The 24,200-nt window shown below is 40.2% G+C and carries 21 protein-coding genes and 1 pseudogene; 10 read left to right on the top strand and 12 right to left on the bottom strand.

All coding sequences use genetic code 11. The annotated features are described in order from the left end of the window. Positions 1–2: 2 nt before the first annotated feature. Positions 3–359 (top strand): DUF3693 domain-containing protein, encoded by a 357-nt coding sequence (locus tag C9J48_RS11050; protein WP_006229780.1) that lies wholly within the window; start codon positions 3–5, stop codon positions 357–359. Positions 360–1,521: 1,162 nt separating this feature from the next. On the opposite strand, the gene C9J48_RS11045 is transcribed toward C9J48_RS11050, so the two are convergent. Next, a complete protein-coding gene (locus C9J48_RS11045) occupies positions 1,522–2,703 on the bottom strand; it encodes a hypothetical protein (protein ID WP_006229778.1) in 1,182 nt (393 codons plus the stop codon). 145 nt (positions 2,704–2,848) lie between these two features. Here C9J48_RS11045 and C9J48_RS11040 point away from each other — a divergent pair, with 145 nt between their 5' ends. The 7 genes from C9J48_RS11040 to C9J48_RS11010 all read left to right on the top strand — a co-directional run bounded on the left by C9J48_RS11040 (position 2,849) and on the right by C9J48_RS11010 (position 11,834). Further along, the gene (locus tag C9J48_RS11040) at positions 2,849–4,219 is read left to right on the top strand and encodes a tyrosine-type recombinase/integrase (RefSeq protein ID WP_006229777.1); all 1,371 of its coding nucleotides are present in this window, start codon (positions 2,849–2,851) and stop codon (positions 4,217–4,219) included. 5 nt (positions 4,220–4,224) lie between these two features. Continuing rightward, the gene (locus tag C9J48_RS11035) at positions 4,225–5,775 is read left to right on the top strand and encodes a site-specific integrase (protein ID WP_006229776.1); all 1,551 of its coding nucleotides are present in this window, start codon (positions 4,225–4,227) and stop codon (positions 5,773–5,775) included. Then, positions 5,772–8,240: a hypothetical protein gene (locus C9J48_RS11030; RefSeq protein WP_006229775.1), complete on the top strand. Its 2,469-nt coding sequence runs from the start codon at positions 5,772–5,774 to the stop codon at positions 8,238–8,240. The genes C9J48_RS11035 and C9J48_RS11030 overlap by 4 nt, the downstream gene beginning before the upstream one ends. Before the next feature lie 5 nt (positions 8,241–8,245). Then, positions 8,246–8,758, top strand: a complete 513-nt coding sequence (locus tag C9J48_RS11025) for a hypothetical protein (RefSeq protein WP_006229774.1) — start codon at positions 8,246–8,248, stop codon at positions 8,756–8,758. Then, positions 8,759–9,259, top strand: a complete 501-nt coding sequence (locus tag C9J48_RS11020) for a VPA1267 family protein (protein WP_006229773.1) — start codon at positions 8,759–8,761, stop codon at positions 9,257–9,259. Continuing rightward, positions 9,253–11,427 (top strand): ATP-dependent DNA helicase, encoded by a 2,175-nt coding sequence (locus C9J48_RS11015; RefSeq protein WP_006229772.1) that lies wholly within the window; start codon positions 9,253–9,255, stop codon positions 11,425–11,427. Before C9J48_RS11020 ends, C9J48_RS11015 begins: the two co-directional genes overlap by 7 nt. 185 nt (positions 11,428–11,612) lie before the next feature. Next, entirely contained in the window at positions 11,613–11,834 is a 222-nt protein-coding gene (locus C9J48_RS11010; protein WP_006229771.1) for a hypothetical protein, read from the top strand. A 562-nt stretch (positions 11,835–12,396) separates the two neighbouring features. Here the strand turns inward: C9J48_RS11010 and C9J48_RS11005 are convergent. Both C9J48_RS11005 and C9J48_RS11000 read right to left on the bottom strand, forming a co-directional pair. Then, on the bottom strand, positions 12,397–13,773 hold the full coding sequence (locus tag C9J48_RS11005) for a DEAD/DEAH box helicase (RefSeq protein ID WP_006229770.1): 1,377 nt from the start codon (positions 13,771–13,773) through the stop codon (positions 12,397–12,399). Beyond that, positions 13,770–14,300, bottom strand: coding sequence for a VspR family transcription factor (locus C9J48_RS11000; protein WP_006229769.1), 531 nt, complete (start codon positions 14,298–14,300; stop codon positions 13,770–13,772). The genes C9J48_RS11005 and C9J48_RS11000 overlap by 4 nt, the downstream gene beginning before the upstream one ends. A gap of 150 nt (positions 14,301–14,450) precedes the next feature. Here C9J48_RS11000 and C9J48_RS10995 point away from each other — a divergent pair, with 150 nt between their 5' ends. Continuing rightward, a complete protein-coding gene (locus C9J48_RS10995) occupies positions 14,451–14,759 on the top strand; it encodes a helix-turn-helix domain-containing protein (protein ID WP_006229768.1) in 309 nt (102 codons plus the stop codon). 411 nt (positions 14,760–15,170) lie between these two features. Here the strand turns inward: C9J48_RS10995 and C9J48_RS10990 are convergent, their stop codons facing one another. Together C9J48_RS10990 and C9J48_RS10985 are read right to left on the bottom strand one after the other, a co-directional pair. After that, complete coding sequence (locus C9J48_RS10990; RefSeq protein WP_006229766.1) at positions 15,171–15,980, bottom strand: hypothetical protein; 810 nt, start codon at positions 15,978–15,980, stop codon at positions 15,171–15,173. 97 nt (positions 15,981–16,077) lie between these two features. Further along, positions 16,078–16,845, bottom strand: coding sequence for a hypothetical protein (locus C9J48_RS10985; protein ID WP_006229765.1), 768 nt, complete (start codon positions 16,843–16,845; stop codon positions 16,078–16,080). A 257-nt stretch (positions 16,846–17,102) separates the two neighbouring features. Here C9J48_RS10985 and C9J48_RS10980 point away from each other — a divergent pair. Then, positions 17,103–18,151 (top strand): annotated as a pseudogene (locus C9J48_RS10980) (IS110 family RNA-guided transposase). Positions 18,152–18,480: 329 nt separating this feature from the next. Here the strand turns inward: C9J48_RS10980 and C9J48_RS10975 are convergent. The 7 genes from C9J48_RS10975 to C9J48_RS10945 all read right to left on the bottom strand — a co-directional run bounded on the left by C9J48_RS10975 (position 18,481) and on the right by C9J48_RS10945 (position 24,191). Beyond that, the gene (locus C9J48_RS10975) at positions 18,481–19,176 is read right to left on the bottom strand and encodes a hypothetical protein (protein WP_006229762.1); all 696 of its coding nucleotides are present in this window, start codon (positions 19,174–19,176) and stop codon (positions 18,481–18,483) included. A gap of 379 nt (positions 19,177–19,555) precedes the next feature. Continuing rightward, the gene (locus C9J48_RS27885; RefSeq protein WP_165481763.1) at positions 19,556–19,699 is read right to left on the bottom strand and encodes a hypothetical protein; all 144 of its coding nucleotides are present in this window, start codon (positions 19,697–19,699) and stop codon (positions 19,556–19,558) included. A 264-nt stretch (positions 19,700–19,963) separates the two neighbouring features. Then, positions 19,964–20,899, bottom strand: coding sequence for a hypothetical protein (locus C9J48_RS10965; protein WP_006229759.1), 936 nt, complete (start codon positions 20,897–20,899; stop codon positions 19,964–19,966). A gap of 136 nt (positions 20,900–21,035) precedes the next feature. Then, on the bottom strand, positions 21,036–21,632 hold the full coding sequence (locus tag C9J48_RS10960; RefSeq protein ID WP_006229758.1) for a hypothetical protein: 597 nt from the start codon (positions 21,630–21,632) through the stop codon (positions 21,036–21,038). A gap of 94 nt (positions 21,633–21,726) precedes the next feature. Next, on the bottom strand, positions 21,727–22,461 hold the full coding sequence (locus C9J48_RS10955; protein WP_006229757.1) for an HNH endonuclease: 735 nt from the start codon (positions 22,459–22,461) through the stop codon (positions 21,727–21,729). Between the two features lie 136 nt (positions 22,462–22,597). Next, the gene (locus C9J48_RS10950) at positions 22,598–23,635 is read right to left on the bottom strand and encodes a DUF5677 domain-containing protein (protein ID WP_006229756.1); all 1,038 of its coding nucleotides are present in this window, start codon (positions 23,633–23,635) and stop codon (positions 22,598–22,600) included. A 142-nt stretch (positions 23,636–23,777) separates the two neighbouring features. Further along, the gene (locus C9J48_RS10945) at positions 23,778–24,191 is read right to left on the bottom strand and encodes a GNAT family N-acetyltransferase (protein WP_006229755.1); all 414 of its coding nucleotides are present in this window, start codon (positions 24,189–24,191) and stop codon (positions 23,778–23,780) included. Between the last annotated feature and the right edge of the window lie 9 nt (positions 24,192–24,200).

Genomic DNA, 24,200 nt, shown 5'->3' with positions numbered 1-24,200 from the left:
CGATGTATGCAAATCAACTGTTAGATGCCTATAAAGAAGCTAAAAACTACGTGCAAGACAAACAAATTGCGCATGATTTGGGTATCAGTAAGCAGAAGATGAGTAATGTTAGAAGTGGAGCTAGACAACTCACTGATAATGAAGCGATTTTTCTAGCTGAAAATTCAAACATTGATGTGCACGAAGCATTGATCTTTCTTGCGGCTGATAAAGCTAAGACTCATAAAGCCCAGCAGATATGGCAGGACATCACGGCAAAGTTAAGTAGCCAAGGATTTGAGCGCCTAAGCCTTGGTATTACTGGATTCATGGCGTTTGGGATTGGTGTCCGTCAGTACGCATTATGTACCTTATGTTAAATAAAGTAGAAGGAGAATCTAGTTCATGGAAGTTGCTGTGAATTGGTATATAACCCATTTAAATCAAATGTTTAATGAGGTAATCGCCTATGAATAACGTCCCTTCTCTAATTTGTCGTAAAACTATAACGTAGACCTCATTCATACTCATAAAATAGAACGACCACTTGGTTCACATTATGCAATTTAACAGTATTGTGTTATTTACCATAAAATAGGTAATAAACATCTATTTTAAACTCTGCTGCAAATGGTCAGTTTGCAGCAGAGTTTAAAATATCTGTGTATTACAAAGCACCAACTTTGTTTGTGCTTAGGGAATTAACTATGTCGGAATATATTGACAGATATATTCCGACAGATATATTCCGACAGACAAACTTAGCACATATGTTTTATTTGATGAGCAAGCGGCAGTACCGGTACTAAAGGAAGCTCCAAAGTTAAGCGGTATTTATCAATCAAGTGACGCTGTAATACTTGTAGATACCAGCCTAAAGAATGACGTTATCGCTGCTGCTTCAAGTGGTAATATCTTTACTTTCGCAGAACAACAACGAATTAAACCTCAAAGGCGTTCACTTGTGGTCTCCACGATAGTTTACCGCTCAACAAATTGGTTGGAACACACACAAACGAAGCTGATGCTTCAACGTGGACAATTGATACTAACGTCAATCTTACGATAAATGGCATGTGTACTTTCACGGGAAAGATTACCGCGAAAGATTATTACTATAAGGGGCTACGGCTGACGTGACGGGATGTTCTTCTAGTACTTATGACGGTCAATTAACGGTGCGCCTGATTCAGTTACAGTCTATCAACGAGTTATTGGTTACCCGTTACCAACCCTGCTATAGCACTGGCGAGAAGAATCAAACCTGTTTTGGTACTTTTTTTTGATAAGCCGATGTTCATAGTATCTTCCATTGTGCCCGACTTTTATGCGTGCCATGGCTTGCAGCACTTTAGCTACTTGCAAATCGTTTAAGGCATTTCTTAGGAATACCCGTCCACTTGCTGACCATATCTGCGTAATGGTTCGAGTTGTTTTCATTGGTTGGCGCTAATGTGTGTACGATGCTGTAAATAGTGTTGGTTACACTCGATTGCTCACCCCATTAGAAGTAACCCAGAGTTCGACATTAGATTTTAAACCTCAGCATACAATTGAAACAAAATACTCAGCAACTCCCTCTCGGAAGGTTCTTCCTCCCTTGGTTGCATTTTTGTAATTCTCACCATTGATATCTTTAGTCATCGCTTTGCAATTAGCCCAATGCGAAGCATTTCGGGCATAGTCAAGATCCCCTAAAACACGTCCTGCTGTGGCGAACTGATTGATATCGTTAGACTTTGATACGAACAGAAGATGATAAATAACCAGACCAAGGGCTTGCCATACTTGTGTGGAATAATAAAAGCCATCTCTGTTTTGACGTAATTTTTCTTTTACTCCTTCAAGCCAAGCAGTTAAGAACCCTTTTATACAAGGATAAACATTTTCTAGCAGTTCAGAGTCTATAGGTGTGTTGTTACTTAATTTTTGGGCTATTTGAGTTGAAGCCTGAATTGAAGCTCCGCCGACCGCCCCGAGCAACAATCTGATCATTGTAGATTGGGTAGTGATAAAACTGTCTGATTTAGTCACTCGATTAGAGCTATTGGACATTCCACCTAAACTATCAAAAGCCAGATCATCAGCAAGCTTAGCTACACACTGAATGAGTGGTGACTGCGTATTTCCCCGATCTAGAAGCGTTGAATGCAATTGAAAAGAGTGAAGGTTTAAACTTTTACATAAATTAGCGACATCGATTTCTGATAAGGATTTTTCATCATCAAATAATACCGTTATAGGGATCATTAGGCTACTTAACTGTTGCCGTTCCTGACTATTTTCATGCATTAACTCAGAATTTTCGAAACCTCTCGAAAATGCTTTTTTAAAGCCAAGTACGCGGAGAATAGCAACTGTAGGAAGTATTCCATCAACAATAAATGCATGCTTAGCGGAATATGTAATTCTCCCGGTATTATTTCTGCTGGTGTATGAAAAGTTACTCTTACCAGAAATCGCAGCTGTTATTGTTAAAAATGGTTCTACTCTATTTGAACCCAAGCCAGCTTTGATGCTATCAACCAACGCCGTAACACGCTTTTCATTCTTTCCCTTAGCAACTTCTGCAAATGCTAACTCTAGACCCTTCGGCGCACTAGATACTGAAAAATATGAAGGAAGATCGATTGCTGAAATGTAACACAACAAACTTTTTGTCTCACCATACCTTTGATTTGTTGCGATGCCAGACAATGATAAAAAAGCTTTTTTAACAGTCACTTAAAATCAACCCTTAAGTTATTCAATCAATCTTATCGTTATATTACCACACTTATACTCTATTCTAATTCAGAAATGTATTGATCGGGCGCAGCGCCCGATCAATAATAAGGCATTACAACACTCTAATATCTGTAAGCTCAATATGGATTTAATGTACTACGCTGGTGAGACGTTAAAATTTGAGGATGGGAAGAACCGACGAATACTGTTCGATACACGAACAGCATTGCCTGTGTACTTACCGTTCCTATTTTTCTGTGAAAAGAACACCCATCGCTCATTCAGTCGCCAGTGCGCGGTCACAACAGCGATTCAGTCTTGGTATGCGTTTTGGCAACAAAAATATGGCCGAACATTTTGTGCCTCTTTTATAGACAGCGATTACAACGTTCAGCAATGTATCGAAGAAATACCCACATTCCTAAATTTCATGAAGGACGGCGGCATATATTTCGATAATGTGGCTCAGCTAACTACACCCATCGAAGCATTAAACGTTTTGCCCAGCACATTGTCAGCCAGACTGCGAGATGTCGGGTTGTTCCTGAAATATCTGATCTCTAGGTACGCCAGTTCTAAAATAATGGACGGTGATATTCAGGACATCCAACGTTATGCACAGTCCCTGCGTTTAAGTCTTGATTTCGAAATCAAAGAACTGCAAACAATGCTGGATAACTCTATGAAGACAGTATCCAGAAAAAAATCTGGGTCAGCGGATAACGATCAGTACAAATCATTAGACGTATCTCAAGTCAATGCCCTGATTCAAGTTATTAGACCTAGCACTGCTCAGAAGCCCAACACACTTAATCCCCGAGATGATTCTGATGTTCAGCTCCGTAATTATGTTATGAGCCTGTTGATGTTAAGGCTGGGATTGCGCATAGGTGAAGTCAGGTTGCTGGAGGTTAACTCGGTTAGACCAAACGTGTCAGGACATGGTTATACGCTAGACGTTCGTGTGGCTGATGATAAAGACTTCGAGACATCAGTTGAGGCGGAACTGAAGAATCAGTACGCAACCAGAGAAGTACCTTTACCTGCTGACCTGTACAAACTAATTCACATATATATAGAAAAAGCTAGATTTACTGACAAAGGCAAAACCCAGCGTCCTCGTCACCGTCGATTATTTTTAGGTGGTGGAGATCAGCCTATTAGCTACCATTCCGTACTCTCGTTCCTGAAAGACGCTTATGACGTAATTAAAAAGCACTTCCCTGCCCTGTGTGATACGGAGAATTACGCTGGTGCTATCCCCACTCTAACTCCCCACATGCTTCGGCACACATGGGCTAATGCTGAATTAGCCAAACAAGTTGCTATTTTTCAAAAGCGTAACCCTAATAACCACAGGGGGGCGGTTGAGAGTGCAAAGTCGATTCTACGTTCTAAGGGGGGCTGGTCTCATGCTAGCCGTATGCCAGATCACTATGGCAAACGTTTCTTACAAGACTCAGCATCAAATCATCGATTGCTGGCTTACTACATGAAATCTAAATGGATGTAATAATAATGGATGAGCAACTTTCATTGTTCGATAAAGTTGTTGAGGTGGTTGAATGCACCTTAACCGAAGAACAGCGTCAATTCGCTTCAAATATCAAGTTGGAACGCAGGGCGATTATCGGTGGTGGTAAAACAGTGCACTGCACGACTTCGGTAAATATGTTGGAGAGTGAATGGTCAATTCATGATGCGGGTAATTCGTTACGCTTAAAATTTAAAGACATCAAAAATATTGAGTTCAGTAATATTTTAAAAAACATTTCTTTGTCATTTTTGCGGCAGAACTCTCCAAAATATGCGAATAGAGGATTAGAAGTAGCAAAGCAAGTATTTGCAACAGAGTTGACACTTGATACTGCAAAACAGGTGTTGACTCAAATGGCGGAATCGGAAGCTTCTACGGAGGATTACTATGCTTTCAAGCGCTTTGTTCGACTATTAATGGAAAAAAATGTACCTGATTTTGACATAACGCAGATTGAAAATCTAAGCCGCTTACCTACTCCTGATAGTGACAATTTTTCCGCCTATTACGACACTGAAATTATCATCAAAGCGCCAGAAAGAAACATGCTCCAAAAGGGCTTCATTCAAGCTTCGGTCAAAGCGAAATCACTGACCTTCGATGAGCTTCGTGATGTATGCATTCTCGCATTTTTTTACACAACAGGTTGTCGCCCAGTACAAGCAATTCAAGTCCTTACTTCTGATCTCCACAAAAAAGCAAATAGTAGCTTCTACATAATTGCTCTACCGTTTGCAAAAAAGCGTAGGGGTGAAATGAAACCATATATGATACAGCTTCCATCAGAAATTGCCTTGTTATTGAATGAGTTGAAATCTAGGTTGAATAAATTAAAGGGTAGCAAGGCTCAACAAATATTTGGTTTTGAAACAGGCGATATGAAATATACTAAATTCTTTAGTGAAGCTATTCAGCGACAAATGTTCCGCTTTGCTCCTAAGGATACACAGAACGCAATTTTATCAGGGGACTACGAACAGCCAGTATTCACCCCAACCGATTTTAGACACAATGTCGGACACTCGATGGCTATGTCTGGCGCTACAGCTGAAGAAATCGCATATGTACTGGGGCATTCCAATCTTGTCGTAGCTCGTCACTATATTTCAGCAACACCAGAGCTTGCCATGATTAAATCCAGAACACTGGGTCGCAACGATGCTTATAACGATATGATCGGAATGCTTCTTACAGGTTCAATTGTTAATGAAGAACGTTGGGAGAAGAAAAAAGTACTCGGTGTTGTTGGCGGTGAGTTGTGTTCTGGTATTGGAGGCTGTTCGGCGGGAGTAACCTGCCCCTACTCACCTGTTAGAAGTTGTTACGGCTGTTTTGATTTCGACCCATTTTCTGATGGTAATCATGAGCATGTATTAACATGCGTGAACAAAGAAGCTCAACAAGCATATGACCTTTCAGCATCCACCGGGTGTATTAAGCGCAACCCTGTCCTCGATATTTCGGAGCAGACAGTCTTTGAGATTGAATCAGTTATTGCACGTTGTAAATTACACAAAGAGGATAACCAATGAGACGGGCTTACAATAATCATGACGTTTTCATCGCAGAGCAGCGTGCATACTACGAGGAATATCTGAATAAATCGAATACGCCTTGGGAGTCGGATGCGTGGGGTTCTAAAGATGAAGGTGGCTGGTTGGTAACAGCAAATAAAGCAGCTGGTTTTAATTTTGCGGTTATTCAGAGGATGAAGGGACTTTCAAAACGGGAAGTCCAACCTGAATTCCAAGACTTTATCAGAGCGATGTGTGTAGCAAAATATAGAAACCGTACTTGTGGTCATGATGCATTAAAAGCGTTTACTCTGACTATGAAGCGACTCTATTCAATGTTGGTAACAGAAACGGCCCAAACTCATCCAGCCCATTTGACAACCGATATTTTTGAAGCTGTCGATAGGCATAACGAAAAAGTTGCGAAACTGGTTAATCTTGCTGATGAAGCGACTACTTTGGGATGTGTACAAGATCTAATGATTCAACATGGGGTTACGATCAGTCCATTACTCTATAAAAATAAACGCCCAGCATCCAATAAGGCCAACGCAGCACGTAAGGCAAATAAAATGGAGGCGGAAAAAGAGTCACGTTTCAAAGATGATATTAATCGTGACACTGACAGGCAAATTTCCCTCCATGCGTTTATTCAAATTGCATTTCTTACCAACAGTGTGGACGATGAAATGCAGCGCTTGGGGATGAAAGTCCTCGACACACTGATTTGCACAGGCTTTCGTTGTACCGAGGCTATGATGCTACCTCTTAACTGTCTAGTTGAGCGAGAGTTAGAGCTAAATGAAGAAGATTCTGAGCCAACCAAGGACGCCCCTGAGTTAACTAAAAAAGCACCTAAATCTAAACCTCCTGAACTAAAGGTGGCTTACGGCTTAAAGTACCTAGCACTAAAAAATTCCAAGGCTCGTATACATTGGATTGAACCAAAGGCGTATGCTGTATTGAAGCATGCCATCGACGATGTAATTAAGATCACTGAACCTTATCGCAATCATGTCAAGCTAATGCGTGAACGCGATGACGGCACACTTCTACCCGAAGGGCTGAGTGATGAGCTTACACTTGATTACATTGCGACTCATCTGGTAGACGCAGCCGAAGGCCGCCACTTTCGAGATAAGAAAGTTTACGTTTACAAGTTCTTAAAAAACAAAGGTGTCTTACCTATACGGGAAGAAAAAGCCCCTCGGACATCAGGGGTTGTGAGAACCTATGCCCGACAAGATCTTGAAAATGCACTTCGTAATGAATCTGAACAAGATGATCCTTTATCTGTCTCCGTAATCATTCGCCAGAAAGCAGAAACTGTACAATTGGAAGATTTGTTGTTTATCGCCCCGTCAGGTTCAATGAATATTGCGCAGAAAGCGGGTTTTAAGCATGTAATTACCAATGTCATTCAAAAAGACATTATGCGTTTTCTCGGTAAGGGAGAAGCCGCTAGGAAATCAATTTTTAAATGTCACGACTGTCGAGAGGAAGACGGTCGCTTTATCGTAGTCCCGACCCATGTACCTAGGCACAACATCAACACATTCCTTGAGATTGCGGGGGTAACAGATCACCTTCAGGCAATGATGATGGGACGTGCAGACATTGCACAAAACTTAAGTTACCAACACACCAACTTACTTGAAACCAACTTATTAGAAGAAAAAGATTTACCAGAATCTGAACCAGATTTCGACGATATGGTGGTTAATGATTCTCTTCCAGAACTTGATGATTTTTATATTCCAGAAAGTTCGCTGCTTGACACCATTGATTCTCAGGATCACAACGACATCTTGACGGCGTTTGGCATGGACGTTGTTACCTCGCCCTCAGAGCATACTCTTCAAAACAACGTGATGGAGTACTCTCCAGAGCAAAGTCTTGAGCATAATTTACAGCGCAACTGGCACTCTTTAGATAACGAGCAACTCAATGTTGACTTTCTGTCTGCCGCAATGGATGCAAACGAATTGGTGGGCGACATTCAGGATGTCTACAATGAAATTAAAACTGGAGAAGGACTACAGGCAGCTAAGGAATTTATTGCTATCAACCCGCACCTACACCCTGTTCTCAATGGTTCATGTACGCGTGATTTAGCAAGAGGCGGCTGCCCTCACCGCCTTAAATGCGTTTCAGGTAGTGGTTGTGCAAACCTTGCTATGACTGGTCGTGCAGGTGAATACGAGAATCTGGTAAAACTATCACAAAACCTAAGACAAGCTTTAGAACTAGCGGAGTCCCAATTTGGCTCAGAGCCAGCCTACGTAGAGCATATTGATGAGTTAAGAAAAAATCTGACGAATACCGAAATTGCTTTAGAAAAGGCTAAATTAGCAAAATATAAGCGCATTAGAATCCAAGTTTTTCCAGATGGTAATGCTGTCCACTCGAGTATTGATAGACCTAAAACACTGATTGACTTGTTTGCAGAGCAGCAATTACTGATTGATAACAAAAAAGGATAAAAATAATGGTTGCAAAAAAAAGTGCAAGCAAACCTTTAAGAGGAAAAGACCTGAATGATGCTATTGAAGTTGAACTTAAGTTCATGCTCGACGAAGGTTTTGAATCATCGCCAATCTCTAAGAAGGCTGTACACGCTCGGATAACAAAGAAAGGTTACATTTCCTCAGGACTAAGTGTCTTGAGTCATAAAGATCGAACCGATTTAATAGATCACTATATAAATAAGCAGCTAGATGCGAGCTGTGATGATGCGGATATCAACGAATCATTTAAAGCTGGCCGAACAGTCGAGGGCTATAAAGCCGCAAGAGATAAGCTAAAAAAAGAAAATGATGTACTCAAAGAACGACTTCGTATAAATACGGAAGCATTGGTTAAAATAGTGCATCAAATACAAATGACGAATATCTCTGTTGATAACGTTTTGCCTGAGCATTTGGTTGCGCAGCTCGATGAGTCCGTCCCTGATTACAATTCAGAGTTTACCCCTAAATTCGTTCAAGATGAGGAGTGGTAAATGTCTCATGGTGAACAGGAAGGGTTAATTGAGCGCGATAGCCGAGGGGATGCTAGCCAGTCCATAAATAAGCTCAACGCCTACCTCGCAACACTCAAGAAACATGATATCCCCGTTATCCTTAACACTCAAGATCGGCCCAATAAAAAGCAGATCGCTTTAGAGGCTGGCTTTTCTCGTTCTTGCTGGGGTTCGAACCCTGAATTAGAGCCATTACTGAAGCGTTACGAGGATAAGTGGCGCAGCGAGGAAGTGAATTGGTTGCCACCATTACTATCATCTCCGTCAACAGAAACAAACAATGCATTGAAAAGTGATAGTACAGAGTATAACCAAAGCGCAAATAAGCAATTGGTCGAGACCACTCGATTAAGGCAACTTGAAAGACTAGTCACGGAGCAGGCAACCGAAATAGAATCACTTAAAAAATCGATCGATAAGTATAAGTACCTGAAAGAATTGAGGGAGGTAATCGCAGAGCAAGGAGAGCAGCCATGGTGAAATCAGCTAATTCAAGTATAAACCTTAAAGTAACATCAGTTTGGTATGAGAATGCTGACAAGGTGGTCTTTGGAGCTATGGCCGCTGATGATGAGGGTAGAAATGTTGCAGTATTCAAGTATTACGTAGTTCACGCCCCGAAGCGCCATATTCCTTTTCCTATAAAACGCATGCAGATTTGGAAAGTTACTGGGCATTATACTGATCGTTCAGTTGTAAAAAACAACATTCCCCAAACGGAAGTCAATATTACAGCTTCGAAGCTTAATATGATTTTACCTAAAAATGTAAATGCATTTATGGGGTTGATTGTAAATGATAATTCATTTGAAGGTATTGGTGAAAGATTAGCATTTAAGCTATGGATGAAGTTTCGCAAACGTATTTACAGTATCTTAGAAAATGGCTCGATTAATGAGCTATTAGAGACTAAAGGGCTTGGTTTAAAGGGGGCTGTAAGCCTTATTCAAGGTTGGAATAAGTACAGAAATCTAAGGCATATTGCTTGGTTTGACAAGTATGATATTCCCTCAGGTATTGCAATGCAGCTAATTAAGCATCACAAAGGAAAATCAATACAGGCTATAGAGGAAGACCCCTATAGATTAATGAGCTTCGGTTTATCCTTTGATGAGGCAGATCAGGTGGCAAAGCAGTCGTTTGGTTTTAAAGATAATAGCCCGAAACGATTGTTGGCAGTAGTTGCACTTGCACAAAAAAAACGAATGCTAGATGGGCATACTATTTCAAATCATTCTAATTTACTTCTAATTATATCAGAAACATTGGGGGAGGAACTTGCGGCGCAGGCTTTAAGACTAGAGCATTCAAACTTTTCATTTTTCGTAAGTTCAAATGGCATTTATCACAGTATGGCTGCATGGACAATGGAATGCGTCATTGCGAAAAGGCTTGCATCTTTATCGTTGCGAGAAACGTGGACTCCTAGTTACGAGGAAGCCTTATCTAAAACGATCTATAATTTGCCATTCTCAATGACAGAGCGTCAAGTAGAAGCCGTTACAACCTCATTCAGTCGAGGTGCTTCAGTGGTTTCGGGAGGCGCTGGAACTGGAAAAACCACTATTTTAAAAGTGGTTTTTGAGTGTTATCTAGCACTCGGTGCAGAAGTAAAACCTATGGCCTTATCTGGTCGAGCTGCACAACGAATTACTGAGCTAACAGGTTTTCCGGCTCAAACTATTGCAGCCTTTTTAAAACAAGATCCTATTTGTTCGACTAGCCGAACTGTACTTGTGATTGATGAAGCATCAATGCTTGATTTACCTACAATGTTCAAGCTAGTAACGCATGTCCCACCAATGACTCGCTTTATTCTTGTTGGTGACCCAGCACAGCTCTGCCCTATTGGCGCGGGTAAGATACTTCATGATGTAATAGATATTATTCCAACTACTACACTCGACATTGTTAAACGGCAAAAAGGTTCGACTGGTATACCTGAATTCTCTCAGGCGATACGAGATAAAAAAATACCTCTGTTTCGTTCTGGCAATATTCGTTTTCATGAGGTTGCGGTAAATAATATCAATGCCAAAATCACTGACTTGTATGCTCAAAAGAGCATTCATAGTCATATTGTTGCTGCGAAGTATTCAGGAAATGGTGGTATCGATGTTATAAATGAATTATGTCAAAGCCTATGTAATAACGATGGACAGCGAATTGAATTTGAGCAGCAAGGTAAGCTAAGACATCTCAACATCAAACAAGGCGATCCTGTTATTTTTATTAAAAACAATTATGACAGAGGTGTTCGGAATGGAACCATGGGGACTGTTGTACTTGCTGGGCGATCAGATGTTTCGGCAGAAGGCGAATTTGCAGTAGCTGATATAAAGATTGATGGTGAAGAAAGAGTAATCCCGCTTACTATGGATTTGATCGACAGCGTCAGAGTTGCTTATGCGGTATCTTTACATAAAGCTCAAGGATCTCAATTCAAGCGTATAATTATTCCATTGGTAAATGCGAGGATGGTCGATAACTCATGGTTGTATACTGCCGTAACTCGGGCAGAAATTAAAATTGAACTTGTTGGTAGCAGAAAGTTATTTGAACGTTTGATTATGCGGGATAGCGCAATAAATAAGCGCGATACATACCTAAAAGTATTATTGATAAAAGAGATATCAAAACGATCGTAGGTCGCAGGTTTAATATAGTAAGGGATGAGTTGTGAACAAAAATATAACATTGCAGATTAAGTTGATTTATAACACTTTGCTTTAAACATAGCGGCCATATTATAAAGGCAGCCTATGAGCGGTCTTTTATTGAAGGAAAGGAAGCCTTCCGCTGAAACCATGAACCAATACACCAAGGAGATTATATGTCTGTTGAATTTAACTTGTTGCTGCCTGAACTCAATGAGTTTGAGATTGATAATGTTCAATACAAAGTCGTTGACCCAACAGAGCTTCCAGATCGCACGTTTAAAGCATTTGATGCATATATGAGGGGCTCCGCAGCACCACATCTCGTCTATGTGTACAGTCATGATTATTCGCATTTTTGCATGCTTGTCCGCCGTGGTGACATAACCATAACCTAGACCATGATAATGACAACAATGCAACTAGCGATGCGAACGACAGCTGCCCCTCAATTGTTATAAATAAGCTCAGTGGCGCTCTCTCTGCCTTGCCTGATGCGAGCATCCCGTGATCATTATTGTGTGCAACAGTGTCATTGGCCTTAATATCTAGTTTTCATAAAGACTACTCCGGTAGCCTTTTTTCTTATTGTGCTGGGTATATTAGACATAAAGGCTATTACACTAGCCTTTTAAAATGAGCACATATTTTGCTTTCAATGTACTACAAACCAACAACCATGAGTTTCACCTGAAACCGTTCACTAAATTTCAAGTGCTTTTCTACAGTGACCTGTAGATGCAGTTTATAAGGCTCTTGGGGTTAATAAGTAAAGACTGCTAAATAGGACGCGGTTGAAAAGACCGCTTTAAAGTACTTGTTCTGCTAGTCAGTTCTTTAAGTTAATTGAGATAACACGCTTGCGAATAATTTATAACATGGGATTTCCACACTTTTTAACATACACTTAAGTAAGTCACACCTAGATTGCAAGCGATTGCTTTAAATATATATGTAAAATTATACCTTGAAGAGTGATATTACTTTCTGTCGATATTGACCAATCAATTGATAATCTGGCGCTTTGTATAATTCATTTAAATTAGCATCGTTATTCAGATTGGTATTTGTTCGTCCGTCAAAGCTTAGTGATAGTTCACTAATGCCATTTGGCAGAGATTGCCCTATTTGACCACCATGAATATAGCTAGCTGCTTCATTTTCTAACTCATAGATAACACGAGTGTCTGGTAAGTCGCTTTGAATTCTATTTGCATACTTAACCAAGTTAGCTTCTGCGAAAGTGTAGAACCATGCCTCTTGGTTTGCTGAAGTGTTTACTCGCAAAATTCTGCCTAGCACTTGCCGATAGTACATTTCGGTTCTTACGTGGCTTAAATAACAACACACCTGAAGCCTTGGAATATCAGTGCCTTCTGAAATCATCCCTACACTTACAATCCATTCTGTATTTTGCTTTCTATAACTATCAATGATCTCTGACGGCATCGAGTCTTGGTGTGAGACCATTACAGTACTTTGATCAAAATCGCTTTGAAGCATTTGTGCCAATTCAATGGCATGTTCAATCGAAGATGCCACTATTAAACCACCTGCATCAGGATTTTGTTGTCGTAACTCAGATAATTTTGATATACCTTGAGAAAGGATATACTTCATCGTTTCTTGTTCAGAAATTATTGATTTATAAGCCAAATCAGAACCAGAAAAGGCATCTGTCAGGCTAAAAAATGTTTTGGCTTCTTCTTTTCTTGATGTAACTGTGATTCTATCATTATCAATCAGTACAATTCGTGGTTGACGACAAACGGCATCTGCAACAGCCTCTTTTAAACCATAAGAGAAGTCACATTCAATTTTATTATCTTCAAGATATCTGCCTAGTGTTATAGGTAGTTGATCCGACCGCCATGGTGTTCCTGAAAGCCCCAGTGTATACGTTGCGTAGCCACAGATATTAATCAATATTTGAGCTCCCCAGGCATTAGCATTCGCAAGACGATCCCCAGCGCAATGATGAAGCTCATCAAAAATCACTAATACACGATACTCACGTAATATTTGCCAAAATTCTGATGTGAGAGTCAGTAAACTTTGATAAGTATACACTCCACCTAATGCTCCTATTGAACCATTAAAACTCCGGTTTAGGTGGCGTTCAAAAGTACGGCGAATTCCCTGCTCTACTTCTTTTGTAGGACAGAAACATATGACGAAATCTATTTTATCTTGCTTAATCAATTGCAACGCTACTTCAGCTGCCATTGTGGTCTTACCCGCAGCAGGAGTCGCTAAACACATGAAGTGTTTTAAGTAATTATTATATTTCTGTAGTACTTGTTTAACGCAAGCAGATTGCCATTTTCTTAGCTTCACCCTCGCACCTTCTTATAATCAGTAAGAATTGTCTCGATGGCAGTAACTTGCCCGAGTAGCCTTGAACATTTTTCACGTGCTTGCATAAAGTAGATTTCGATCTGAGGTTTCAATTCAGGCAGTTTTTCATGCAGGCGTTGATATTCTTCCGATTCGGCAATACTCGATGATAAATCGACCTGATACTGTTGCAATTCTGCTTGAAGAAATGAAATAACAGCACTAACATTTGGTGCGCTTTGCTCTTCACTTAAGTTTAACAACACGATAGTGGATTTATTAAACAAATCAGTTTTCTTATAAATCACATTCCGTACTGTATTTCCTTCTTGTTTTAGTAATAACCCTTTTTGCAGCAATCTTGTTATCTGCCGATAGACAAACTTACGAGCTTCGATCTTGCAGACTTCGTTTCGATTGCGGTTAAGGTAAGCATCCCTCAACTCAAGGACAGTGAATTCGTCCATCTTGCTTACAATCAATAGCGCATGCATTTTTTCATTAATTTTAAAGACTTGCTTTTCCACAATCACTTTTACTCACGTATTTGACTTTAAAAATTTCCACATGAGTATGTTATTCAGTTCACAAACTCAATACTTAGGATTGCTAAGTATACCTGAATGATAAAAACTTAGAAAATCTAAGTTACCTAGGATTTATATAATGACGTTTTCATGCATACAGAAAGCCCTTTGCCGATACGACTCAAAGAATCTCGTAAGACAGCTGGTATCAGTCAGAAAGAGTTGGGGATTCGCTTGGGAATGGATCCAAGCTCTGCAAGTGGGCGTATGAACCATTACGAAAAAGGCAGACACATGCCCGATATTGCAACCCTTCGCCGTATAGCAGATGAACTTGGAGTTCCACTCTCTTACTTTTTTTGTGATTCGGACAACTCAGCAAAATTAGTACGCTTAATTGAGAAGCTTTCCGAGGAAGACAAGAAAGAGCTAATTAGGAAGCTTGAGAATGATGCCTAATCAAGTTCCTTGTTTTATTTAGAATTAAAAATAATACGCAAAAAGTTAATGGGACACGATGAAGGCCTGAACAGCTAGAAAAGGTGGAGCCTTGCCACATTTGAATACACGCATGCCGACCGGTAGTGATACGATTCAGCATTCTGGTGAAAAGTCTGTTGAATCGAGGCGTTCGTATTCAATCAACCGTTGCGTGTGGCATTACCAGTAAAAGCCCATGGCAAAGTTCAAAGACACTAGGAATACAGCAAGCATTATCCAATGCTTACCTAAGATCTCAGGGGTTGGTTGAACTACGTGATGGATGGATTAGGCTTCACCATTCTAAGTGAAACGCCCTGTGCGGATCCGCATGCAGGGTGTTGTGGGGGGGAGGGTTAAAGACTCTCGGCTACCCGATTATAAGGCAATTTAGTAATGAATCCTAGCGAACCTACGTGCCTTAAACTGCTTTACGTTTGGCTGTCTACGAACTAGGTTCATTAGCTCCCAATATGAGTTTTGTGAGAACTGACTGTTGATCTCTTTTGGTACATGGTAAGCATACTGACCATCAAGTCGATTAACCCAATGATGACTCGACTCATACTCTGGCAATAGGTACATTTGAATACCCCATCGAATGTTGTTGAGCATCTCGGATATATGGCTCAAATGGTAACTTAAAATGTCATCATGAAACTTTTCGTGAAAATCGCTTAATGCCAACAGAGATTGCTCATCATCAATGTGAAAACCATTGTCTTTAAAGATTTTCTGCAAACCTCTCGCTGTTTTCGTTAAGCGACCTAGCCCATGTTTACAGATATTCCCACAGATTTTTATAAAATCTATCCGACGAACTTTAAAGCAAGCATCAATACCAACAGACGGAAACCATACGTCCACTGTTACAACTTCTTCCAACCAATCCTTTAGTTGGTCAACGGGAGCTTTTAAATGCTCAGTTGAGTTGTTGATATTAAAACATGGCGATTTACATACATTACGTAGAACACGTAAACATGATATTGATTGTCCAAATACTCCACCATCTAGATTTGACAAGAAATCAACCAACATGATGTTGAAATATTCTTTGTGGGTCAAAGATTTGGCAGTTACAGCTGTGTAACCCTCATAAGAGGAGAATTCCATAAGCGAATGATTAACCATGTCATCAAGAGAATCGACAACAGCCTTTAGCTGAATCGATTCGAGCTCAGTACCTTTATATTTCATATATTGATTTTGCCTTATAACGCCAGCAATAAGGTGTGCCAACACTGAACCAGCCAAGCACACCGAACTTCAAACCAAAACTGCCGAGTGTAACGCATCACCTTGATTGCCTTGTTATGCGTGTAGATTCCTTGTCTATTAATTCCTTATAAACATCTTCAATTTTTTTCCATCTCAATATATCAGAATCATTTTGAATAAATAACTCATATTGACCATCTCTTGTGGTTAACCCAATATCAACTAGTAGCTTTTCATTTAACTGCACTAAAATATTAGAACTAGCTGGATCATCTAAGAACCCTTTTACTATAACTTCGACTTGTAAACCAGGAGGCAAAGGATTTATGAGAACTATATGATCTCCCTTCTTATAATCCCCGCCCCGAGTGTGCTGTTTATTAATATAAACACCGATTGTATCATTTGATTTAGCTGTTGAATAAACGGCAAGAGCTCTAAATTGCTCTAGACGCTTATCTCTAATTCGTTTGTCCTGTTGTTTAGCCCATAAATGAGCAGCCTCTATAGCGATTTGTACATTTATAATGCTTTTTGAATTAGTATTAAAATCATTACCTAATTCAGATACACTTTTATTAAACTTATTCTCAAGATCAACAACTTTCAAAAGTGAATTGTCTTCGACTCTTTTCGACCAGTCACTTCCATGATGAATAGAGATAGCACCTTCTTGGACAGCTAGTTTTTTATCAAGCTCAGGAATTGATTTTGTTTTAAGTTCTTCAATTTGTTTATTTAGCTCCTTAATTGTAAACTCAACCCTTGCCGAATAAGCCCCTACAGAGAAAATTAATACTACAATAGCTGCGTCAGCAGCCCATTTAGGTATAGATACAGCCATTTATCACCTCCCCAGAAATTTTTCTGACTAAGATGAGATGAAAAGCATCACATCATATTCATAGATAAACCTACATCTTCTAAGGTTAAGTAAAGCGGCTAAAGCGCCAATATGCAAAACATTGCATCAGCTATTTATCAAGCGGTTGAAAGTGGCAGTATCACACGAGTGTACGCATAACGAATGGCATGGACTCCCCCTCATAAGGCTCTGCCACACTTGGTAATGTCTGACGACCAAATTCCTTGGAGGCCACCATGTCACAATTACTCTATGGCATTGATTTAGCCAAACATAGCTTTAGTATCCACGGCGAAGATTCTACAGGCAAGGTATTGATCCACAAAACAATAACGAGATCTAAAGTTTTAACCACTTTTGCCAATATCCCACCGGCTATCATCGGGATGGAGGCCTGTGGTACTTCGCATTATTGGGCTCGTGAACTGACTAAACTCGGTCACACGCCAAAAATTATGGCAGCCAAATATGTTGCACCTTTCAGAACGGGCGCCAAAAACGACCTCAATGATGCCGTTGCTATTTGTGTTGCTGTCCCCGTCCTTCAACGCGCTGCATTAAAATCAAATCCGCAGACCAACAAGCCATACTATTACTTCACCGAGCACGTGAGAGCTGGGTTCATGAACGTACTGGATTGCTCAATCAAGTTCGAGCTATGCTCGCCGAATTCGGTATCATCCCCCCTGTCTGTCGGCATGCTCTCCAACGCGCAATACCCGAAGCATTGGAAGATGCCGAAAACCAACTACCTGATTTATCGAGAGCGATTATCGCCGATTGTTACGACCATCTTTTAACACTCAACCAGCGCATTGAAGATCAAGAGAACTGCTTCAATATGTTGGTATCACGTAGCCATAATGCCAAGAAAATAATGAAAGTAGCCGGTATTGCCCCAATCACGGCTACGGCAGTTATTGCCAGTATCGGCAAGGGTGAACAGTTCGATAAAGGCCGCTACTTTGCTGCTTGGCTGGGCCTCGTTCCTTCCCAATACTCGACTGGTGGTAAACCTCAGCTAGGGCGTATTACTAAACGAGGCGATAAGTACCTTCGAACGCTGCTCGTTCATGGCGCGCGGGCAGTAATTGCCAACCTCGGCGACAAAACCGACAGGCTCAGCCTCTGGTGTAAAGGCCTCGTTGAACGACGAGGCTTCAAACGGGCGACCGTGGCACTAGCAGCCAAGAATGCGCGAATTATCTGGTCGTTACTCCGCCACGATACCGACTACGAACCGATTAAAAACAACAGTTGTAGAATCATATTTAAAATGGAGTAACAAGCTTCACCAGGTCATTGCAATAGCTAATGATGATGTATGGTTAAGACCATTTGCGGGAAAACCTGATATGCAGGCGGGCAATAAAAATGCCTTCTAACGAATGAGGAACCGCAACCGCGTAGTTTCATCAGGGTCATGGCAAATATGCCAATAAACAGACCGAATGTAGAGCGGCAGTCCCAAACCTTATATTACCTGACGCTGTTGTTGACAATCGGGGGAGTCCATGTAACCTCATTAAGCGGCGTGAAACAGTTTGCTAAACTTAGCGAGGAACGAGCGCGAGCCAACTGTTACACGTCCGTTTAAATGACTTGTTATACGTTCTAACTCGATTCGGTGATGAATTTAACAAAGTTCCTTCCTGACTCTGTTGTACATGGTTCAAGAAGCACATCGCCAGTCATAGTCCTGATAGGTGAAGCTACATCAACTAGAGACCTCACATACAAATCATTCCAAAGTAGTTCATAAAAATCATTATCTGAAGTTAACTCAGGAAACATAAGCTCTATTAACTTACTACGAGAGCCTGTAGTTTGCTTCGGTAGGGCTTTATTATTCTTGTCAGCCCATTTTTTAGGATCATTAAATAGAACCAAGATTTTTATATGCCAAACAGTAAATTCTGATATATATCGTAAGAACATAAATCTCTTTGAGAACTCTGGTGCCTGACCCAATGCCGAGTTAACAATAGCAGCCTTCAATGCATTTAATTTTTCTTTTTCGTGTGTTTTTAATGCTTCGTTGCTTGCTGTTGTTAGAGTACTTATAAATTCTTCACTTTCAAAAATTGAGTTTATTGACTCCTCATTTTCCAAGTGAAGAATTGCTTCAGTGACTTCAATCATCCATTTAGTTCTTCTGGCTTCAATTGGCGGAGTAATCAGGCTATTAAAAATTTCTACGGCAGTTCCGCTTCCAACAGGCAATAGACCAAGAGAAGCACGAACAACTCGGTGCATTTTATCACCAGATCTTTCACAACTAGGATCTATATCTTCTACATCTAAACTCACAATGCACTCCGAACGTATAACGTTGGCATAAGGTGCGCCAGCGCATTACTTACAAAAACAATTACACTTCAAACCAAAACCGCCGAGTGTAAGGCGTCACCTTAATGCCTTTTTTACCCGGCCGTTCGACTTGGCTAAGGCAGCTTGCCTGCCAGGATGCAGTGAAATTAAAAGCTGCGCTGATTCAGCGCGACAAACATCCAGCTCAAAGCAGACAAATTCAAAACTATAACCACGATAATTACCGCGTGTTTACCCACAAAATAGCGGCTACGATGATGTTAGAACTATGGTTTACCTAGAAAAGATAAAACAGAAACGTTCGCCACTATTGATAACAAGGCAGCCTAAACTAAAGCCGCGAACAACATCAACAATTCTATTGCTTACGGCAACCACCAAAATGTAACCACTTCCATGCCAACGTACCGACCACAATATTGAAAGCGGCATTCCTCGATGATGGTGCGGCAATAGCTAAGAAATTTAAGAACTGGTGAGTACGCGGAGCATCAACCGCCACGGCCGACCCATGGTTAAAACCAAATAAAGAAGTTGGCGCGGTTACCAGCGAACATTCACACAAGTCATTGAAACGTTTGAAATAAGAAGCCGCTATGAACGACGAACGATTCTTACTGCATACGGATTTCTCAGGAATTGACCAATTCACAGCGACAACGGAAAGAATTCAACCACGTCGGGTAACGCCTGCAATAAGGTGTACGCCCACTAAGCAAGAAAACTGCCGAGTGTAACGTATCACCTTGATCGCTTTGTTATAAGCCTACTCTCGACACCAAACACATTGTCCATTTTCTACATTAATTTTAGTTTCTCTACACTCTATGCATGAAGCTTCGAAAACCTCCAAAGTATTGTTGCATATAAAACAGGTGAATTTTGTTTTGCTTTCAGAGGATTGAATTAACGTGTCCACTAAGTGCTGCCTCCAGCGACCATGGTCATAAAACTCGATTTTTTCAAATTTTTCTTCACAGAAATTACATTCCATTGCTTTCGATTTTTTATTAAAACCAAAGAATTTCCTCACCAAACTCGGAGCCAATGCATTGACTACAATAGATATTTCCTCATGTACCTCAAAGTACCTATAACCTTCTTTTTCATTATCACTAATGAAATCCAAGCTATTACTAGGAGACTTTATGTGATAATTGAACCGAGATTCAACCCAATTAGTAGAGCCAAAGAAGTACCCATGAGCAGTTAAAATCACTTCTGCTAGTTTGGACGGTTCTATCTGATTTTTGGAACTTACCGAGTGAATAATTTTATTGCGTTCATTACGCATTTGGTTGAACCAAGTGTTAAACCCATCATCCAGTTTCTGGGAAGCAAACGTATTGTGTATTTTCACCAAATCTTGAGCATCGATAGTACGAAACTCCAAAAAGCTAATATCTGACCTACTTGCATTTTTTGGCCAATTACGCCCATCATTCGCTATCAATATGTATGGTGAAATCTCAGCGATCCTTCCCTTTAGATAAAACTCCACGGCTTGCTGTACAAGAGTAAATGAAGACATCAGCTTAGGTTTAGAATGCTGAAAATACTGTTCCTTAAAATCAGCCTCACACACTAAGTCCAAATGTTCATCGTAATCTTTGAGAAGAGCGACTAAATTATCCCAAGCAGAGTTGAGTAAGGAATCTCCCATGGCAAAGAAGTCATCTTTACTGGGAATGTCGAAAACCATTTATATGCACCTATCCTTTTTTATCGTGGCTTATAACGTCTAACATAAGTTGCACCACGGCTAACTCACCAAGCGCACTGAACTCCATACCAAAACCGCGGAGTAAAACGCATCACCTTGATTGCTTTGTATATTTTTACCACATCCGAATACCAGTAACATTTAGAGGGCATTCTCTTAAGTGCTGAGGCTCATAAAGTGGATGATTTACAGTATCCGGGTAAAAACCATTCGCCTGTATATCTCGCTCAATTTCACGAGCTGCGGCTACAAAAGATTTAAAGAGCAAGTAATTAGTATTTCTAAATGAAGCACTTGGAATTGAAGTCATCTGTCTAACGGTTTCTTCATTGTCAAAATCATCTGATAACTCAACTTCAACAGATTCCATGACAGTTTTTCCATGTGCAAAAGCATCTCGCATCTCAAAACACTTTTTGGCAAGCTGATAGTTTTTAGAACCTAGGTAATTAGTTAAATTAACTTCATTAAACAATTTTCTATGAAGATTTTTTCGATCAAGCTTGAGCTTATTCCAATTTTGGTCATAGATCTTACCAAAATGATTTAGCATCGCTTCTATTGAAAATGCAGTAAAAGTAATACCCGTTATGCAATGATGGTCTATTTCCCAATCTTCTTCCGCACGTCTAGCTAATTCTAACGAAGTAGTAGCAACTCTAAAGCAATCATAAGCAGATCTTGCTTCAATTTTGACTGTTAATTTCTTCATACCCACCTAAAAATATAATGTCTAACATAAGTTACGCCACGGCTAACTCACCAAGCACACTGAGCTTCATACCAAAACTGCGGAGTAAAACGTGTCAACTTGATGTTCTTGTTAAATGTGCTTTTAGCTCCTGAACAGTGAAAGCAGGTTTACGTTTGTGAAGCATTGCGTGACAATTTGGACAGACTGGAACTAAATCTTTTTTGGGATCAACTTGATATGCATACCCAATACTTGAAATATCAACGACGTGATGAACATGGATAAATCCAGTACCAAGTTCACCATATGCTTTTTCGAAGTTAAACTCACAAACTGAGCAACTTAAGCCGTACTCTTCAATACAAGAGTTACGTGCGGTTTTGTTTCGCTCAAATGAGTTAATTACTACTTTTTTAGCCATCCCCTCGGGAAAACTTTTCTCGTCAATCTCATCGGGATAGATTGAGAATAATTCAACGTCAAGTCGATATTTTTTACTTAAACGCTCAATAATTTTGGATATAGATGTTCGGCGACCTTTATTAAGAGAGTTATAGTAAGTTACATGGAGAGCTGTAGAGCGAAGTGCTACAAGAAACTGTTCGTGACCATAATCGGTATAAATGGCTTCAAGAAAATACTCTGTTGAATATTCATTCATTGCTCGCTTGTGTGCCACACCACTCATTAAACACTTAAATATACTTATGTATATGCGTGCTGAGCCAGCAGCCATAAGTTTTTCTTCTTCAACTAGATCAATTGCATGCTTAGCTGATAACTCAGAGTTATATACCTGCTTTGATAACTCATAAATCCTATGAACACTTTCATCAGTGATTTTCAATGAAACTCCTTAGCACATTTAGCCGCATTAAGGTGTGCTCAACGCTACCACTAAACTTAACCATACCACCGTAAACACAATACCCAACAATGGAATGAAAAATGCCAAGCGTTGGGAATCACTCTTAAATGCTTTGTTAGCACTCTTTTTCAACAGCAATACACGCTTGTGAAACTTGTGTTGCGAAGTCAGAAAGCACATGGTTGAAAACAATAGTGTCGATACTTGGATACGGTGTTAAGCACGCTATTGTAGTAAAAAGTAGCGACAATGCAGTGCAGTCGATAGGTTCCAATTGACCAAAACTACTAGCGCCAACTAAAAATAGTGGATTTTGCTCGCTACAACTTGTACCCAAGTTTGCATAGTTCACTTTAGATGGAGCGTGGTTTTTCTCACATGCCCAAGAGAAATATGGGCGATAATGGTCGAGACCAACTAACTCTTCTAGCGTCTTTAATGATATGCGCTTCTTTTTCGGAATACCGTTATCGGTGGCTAAGGGCCTAGCCCATTCATAGTCGCCTTTCTTAGCATAGTCCTTACCGAGAATAACTAATGCTTCAGTTTCTCTAAGCAAGTTTAAATCCCGCATTTCTTTAGTAAACGGGGCATGATTTAGACGCTGATGATACTCTTCGAAACAGCGCATACCATTGGCATTTTTTACATGCTCAGACAACAAAAATCTAAAACCCGATTCTTTGGACAACGCAATAGCTCTAGCACAAACAGCTAACTCATGTGATGTACGCCAACGAGCCAGTGCACCGTCCGCAAACCCCGCAGAAACTAAAGCTTGAGTTTCACGAGCCACAAGTATTGCTTTTGCATGGAGTTGAATTAACGCTATGAACTGATGGTCTTCAGCTTTTTCGGCAGAAGCTTCATTATGTTTTCTGTATTCGGAAACAACCTCAAATACCAATTGTATATAACTGTCGAACAGACTAAATGCTTGTTCCCACTTATCCACATTACGAGACTCAAACTCACGCCTTTCTAGCAGTGCATCTTGATAGCTTTGAGATGAAGAGCTTAGATAGTTTTTAAGCATTGGCTCCGCAATAGACTTTGATATTTCAGTCAACTTTTCACTTGAAATATCATCAAGTTCATCAGCTAATTCATAGAGCTGATTTTGGATATCTCCAAACTTATATCCTGCTGTCAATTTATACTCCAATGAGTGCTAACGCCCAATTAACTTGCGCAGCAACGCAATACATAGGTTCTGCATTGTGCCTTAATCACTAAAACTGATTAGGAGTAAACTGCCACGCGTTGCAAGTCAGGTTAAATTGTTTGTTAGACGCCTACTTCAATTGCTTCGTGAAAAAGTAACGAGAATGCGAGGTCGGATAGTTATCCAACGTCATCTGGCACTCATAGCCTAATTTGTCATAAAACGGTTTTGCTTGAAAACTAAAGGTATCAACCATTGACGAATGGCAACCTTGTGACATTGCATAGCTCTCAAGCTTTGCCATTAACTCACTTCCTGTTCCTCGACCACGAATAGTCTTATCAACCCACAGGAAGTTTATCAAAAGCCAACTTCCAAAAAATTCGGCAGTAATCCCTGCTACTTTGCTCTCGCCATCAATCGCATAATAAGCCACTTTCCTACGGTCAATATCAGTTAAAAATGGAGAGTTATGCTCAACTAAACCATTACGTATTTCATTGATATTTTCTTCTGTCGGAGCCAAATCTAACTCAAATTCCATTTTAATCCT

This window comes from Photobacterium profundum (assembly GCF_003026285.1).
Taxonomy (GTDB): domain Bacteria; phylum Pseudomonadota; class Gammaproteobacteria; order Enterobacterales; family Vibrionaceae; genus Photobacterium; species Photobacterium profundum.
Note: the sequence above shows the minus strand (reverse complement) of the source record. Positions and strands in the feature narration are given on the sequence as shown.

Bases quoted from the DNA above. Each gene is read 5' to 3' on its own strand.
- C9J48_RS11020 (WP_006229773.1), top strand. From the start codon at position 8,759: ATGTCTCATGGTGAACAGGAAGGGTTAATTGAGCGCGATAGCCGAGGG.
- C9J48_RS11035 (WP_006229776.1), top strand. From the start codon at position 4,225: ATGGATGAGCAACTTTCATTGTTCGATAAAGTTGTTGAGGTGGTTGAA.
- C9J48_RS10960 (WP_006229758.1), bottom strand. From the start codon at position 21,632: ATGAAGAAATTAACAGTCAAAATTGAAGCAAGATCTGCTTATGATTGC.
- C9J48_RS11015 (WP_006229772.1), top strand. From the start codon at position 9,253: ATGGTGAAATCAGCTAATTCAAGTATAAACCTTAAAGTAACATCAGTT.
- C9J48_RS10985 (WP_006229765.1), bottom strand. From the start codon at position 16,845: ATGGCTGTATCTATACCTAAATGGGCTGCTGACGCAGCTATTGTAGTA.
- C9J48_RS11040 (WP_006229777.1), top strand. From the start codon at position 2,849: ATGGATTTAATGTACTACGCTGGTGAGACGTTAAAATTTGAGGATGGG.
- C9J48_RS10945 (WP_006229755.1), bottom strand. From the start codon at position 24,191: ATGGAATTTGAGTTAGATTTGGCTCCGACAGAAGAAAATATCAATGAA.
- C9J48_RS11025 (WP_006229774.1), top strand. From the start codon at position 8,246: ATGGTTGCAAAAAAAAGTGCAAGCAAACCTTTAAGAGGAAAAGACCTG.
- C9J48_RS11030 (WP_006229775.1), top strand. From the start codon at position 5,772: ATGAGACGGGCTTACAATAATCATGACGTTTTCATCGCAGAGCAGCGT.
- C9J48_RS10965 (WP_006229759.1), bottom strand. From the start codon at position 20,899: ATGGTTTTCGACATTCCCAGTAAAGATGACTTCTTTGCCATGGGAGAT.
- C9J48_RS10995 (WP_006229768.1), top strand. From the start codon at position 14,451: ATGCATACAGAAAGCCCTTTGCCGATACGACTCAAAGAATCTCGTAAG.
- C9J48_RS11050 (WP_006229780.1), top strand. From the start codon at position 3: ATGTATGCAAATCAACTGTTAGATGCCTATAAAGAAGCTAAAAACTAC.
- C9J48_RS11010 (WP_006229771.1), top strand. From the start codon at position 11,613: ATGTCTGTTGAATTTAACTTGTTGCTGCCTGAACTCAATGAGTTTGAG.
- C9J48_RS10990 (WP_006229766.1), bottom strand. From the start codon at position 15,980: ATGAAATATAAAGGTACTGAGCTCGAATCGATTCAGCTAAAGGCTGTT.